Here is a 2,167-nt window from a genome sequence, read left to right as displayed (position 1 = left end):
ATGCTGGCGCTCGAGATCGTCGATGCCTTTCTCGACGCAACGTTCGAGGGCGGTCGTCATGCCGCTCGTGTCGACATGATCACCGCGATCGAAGGCTAGCGTTCGGTCAGTTTCAGCTCGATCCGGCGGTTCTGCGCACGCGCTTCGGGGGTATCCAGCGGGTTGATAGGCTGGTGTTCGCCAAAACCGTTTGCGGCCAATCTACGGGGATCGAATCCCAATTCCTCGGACATGAAACGGACCACCGACAGGGCCCGGGCCTGTGAAAGTTCCCAGTTGTCCTCGAAGCGACTCCCGGTGCTGACGGGAGTACTGTCGGTGTGCCCGTCCACCCGGATCAGCCAGTCGATCCCATCAGGAATCTGGGCGGATATGTCGAAGAGAAGGTCAGAAATATTCGCGATCTCGGCTTCGCCTGCCGCCGAAAGCGTGGCACTGCCGGGCGCAAACAGGACCTCGGAATTAAAGATGAACCGGTCGCCTTCAATGCGGATGCGTTCCTGGCCTTCCAGGATCTGGCGCAATTCACCAAAAAAGTCCGAGCGGAACCGTTCGAGGTCTTCCGTCTGCGTGGCCAGCCGCGCCGCTTCTTCAGCGAGCCTTTCGGCTTCTTCCTCGAGCCTGAGACGTTCGGCCTCTTCAAGTTCTGCGCGGCGGCGCTGTTCGGAAACGGCGCGGGCAAGGGCGGTGTTCAATTGCGCGCCGAGGGTTTCGATCTGGATTTGCGCCTGGCGGTCTGCTTCTTCGGAGATATTCAACATGGTCTGCAGGTTGCCCACCTGACTGCGCAATTCGGTGATCTGTTCGTTCAATAGCGCGATCTCGCGTCGGCTTTCGGCTGAAAGTGCCTCTTCTTCGGCGAGGGCGGCATTGGCGCGGGCGAGCAGTTCGGCCTGCCGCCGGGCCTCGTCGGAGCGGGTTTCAGTTGCGTTTTCAAGCGCGGATTCTAGTTCGCCGATCCGCACCCGCGCCTCGGCAAGCTGCACTTCGAGGCTGTTGTTTTCATCCGCGAGCGATCCGCGAAGCCGGTCCAGTTCCTCTTGCGCCGCTTCGGCGGCGGCCAGCAGGGTCAGTGTTTCTTCGGCTTCCCGGCGCTGGCGTTCGAGGTTCAGCGTCATCGCCGTCAGTTCGGTATCGGCATTTGCAAGACGCTCGCGCAGGGCTTCGGCGGCTGCGGCATCGACCAGTGCATCCGCTTCCAGCGCGCTGATCGTCTCTTCCTGTGTGGCGGTTTGGGTTTCCAGATCCGCCACAAGCGCTTCGAGCGCTTCGCGGCGGGCGGCTGCGAGGCGTGCGGCCTCGATACCGGCGTCGATCTCGCTGCGCGCATCGGCAAGGGCAAGATTGAGCGCCTCCTGCTCGGACATCAATTCGGACTGGGTTTCTTCGAGACCCGCGATCCGGGCGAGCGCGTCGGATCTTTCAGACAGCAGACCTGCGACCTGAGCCTCGAATTCGGTGATCTGGCTCTGGGCGTCGGCCAGCGCCCGGTCCTGTGCGTCGCGTTCGGCGATCAGGCTGGCGATCCTGCTGGATTGTCGCTCGGCCTCGGCGCTGGCAGCGTCGAGATCCGCGCTGAGGGCGGCGCTGCGATCGCGTTCAAGGCCGAGTGTCGCCATGAGGGCCGCAACTTCACTGCCCAGTGCGTCAAGCTCGGTCTCCTGTCCTGTGATCTGCTCGCGCAGCACGAACTGGATCACCATGAAGATCGTGAGGACGAACATCAACACGAGCAGAAGCCCGGTCATCGCGTCTACAAAGCCCGGCCAGATAGCGTTCTGGACCCTGTTCGATGATCTGCGGCTCAGCGCCATGGATCAACCCCGGCTTCTGATTGCAGTCGCCAGAGTGACAAGGTCGCCGCGCAAGTCGGCGATGCTTTCCTGCCTGCCGGCGGTCATCTCTTCAAGGATGCGCAACAATTGTACGTCGATCGACCGCAGCCGCATGCGGCTCTCTGCGTCGATCCCTTCCATGCCGCTGTCATCGAGTTTGCGGATCAGCGCCTCTTGTCCCTGGGCCACCCGTTCGAGCAACGCGGTATTCGTACTGGCGGTTTCGTTCTGAACCATCTGTTGCATCGCCTCGGCAAGCGCGTCGAAACGCTGGTCGTTGCGTTCGCGATCAACGTCCGCCTGACCCATCATCATCTGGATGGTATCCATCA

At 62.0% G+C, this 2,167-nt stretch carries 2 protein-coding genes and 1 pseudogene; 1 reads left to right on the top strand and 2 read right to left on the bottom strand.

Annotated features, from left to right (window positions below):
- On the top strand, positions 1-99 hold the full coding sequence (locus WA989_RS07555) for an RpiB/LacA/LacB family sugar-phosphate isomerase (protein WP_424339893.1): 99 nt from the start codon (positions 1-3) through the stop codon (positions 97-99).
- Here WA989_RS07555 and WA989_RS07550 read toward each other — a convergent pair.
- Together WA989_RS07550 and WA989_RS07545 are read right to left on the bottom strand one after the other, a co-directional pair.
- On the bottom strand, positions 96-1,814 hold the full coding sequence (locus tag WA989_RS07550) for a peptidoglycan -binding protein (protein ID WP_424339892.1): 1,719 nt from the start codon (positions 1,812-1,814) through the stop codon (positions 96-98). The two genes, WA989_RS07555 and WA989_RS07550, sit on opposite strands and share 4 nt — an antisense overlap.
- Positions 1,815-1,817: 3 nt before the next feature.
- Positions 1,818-2,167, bottom strand: a pseudogene (locus tag WA989_RS07545) (biopolymer transporter ExbB); the annotation flags it as partial.

Origin of the sequence: Henriciella sp. (genome assembly GCF_049649345.1) — a bacterium.
GTDB lineage: Bacteria > Pseudomonadota > Alphaproteobacteria > Caulobacterales > Hyphomonadaceae > Henriciella.
This window is presented reverse-complemented; position numbering and strand designations above follow the sequence as displayed.

Coding starts and splice junctions, on each gene's coding strand:
- WA989_RS07555 (WP_424339893.1), top strand. CDS start 1: ATGCTGGCGCTCGAGATCGTCGATGCCTTTCTCGACGCAACGTTCGAG.
- WA989_RS07550 (WP_424339892.1), bottom strand. CDS start 1,814: ATGGCGCTGAGCCGCAGATCATCGAACAGGGTCCAGAACGCTATCTGG.